Genomic DNA, 427 nt, shown 5'->3' with positions numbered 1-427 from the left:
GTATATGGTCAGCAGTTTTTAGGCGGTGACATTGCACCCAAACGCTATCCTGCCCGTCAGTCGCTCGAAGCCAGTCAAGCCATCGCCCGCTTGCATGGGCTAGATGCACAGCGAGTCGCTTTTATACAGCAAAACCCCGATGCCATCGACCAAGGCGTGTTTCACAATGATGTGATTGCAGTGAGCAATCAGCAAGTATTATTTTGCCATGAAGCCGCTTTTGTCAATCAAGCCCAAGCGCTAGATGAGATTCGCCGTAAGATGGCAGGCATTGAGCAAGAATTGATTGCCATTGAAGTGCCTATCAATCGAGTAACAATAAGCGATGCCGTGGCAACTTATCTGTTTAACAGTCAGCTTTTGACCCGCCCTGATGGTGGCATGACTATTGTCGTGCCTGAAGAATCTCGTCAGCACCCAGCGGTAT

The 427-nt window shown here is 49.4% G+C and carries 1 protein-coding gene; it reads left to right on the top strand.

The annotated features are described in order from the left end of the window. On the top strand, window positions 1-427 hold a 427-nt coding region (locus M3175_RS25655), incomplete at both ends, for an N-succinylarginine dihydrolase (protein ID WP_251524619.1).

This window comes from Robertmurraya korlensis, assembly GCF_023715225.1.
Lineage (GTDB): Bacteria > Bacillota > Bacilli > Bacillales > Cytobacillaceae > Robertmurraya_A.
The sequence above is the reverse complement of the archived record's forward strand: the minus strand, read 5'-3'. Positions and strand labels throughout refer to the sequence as shown.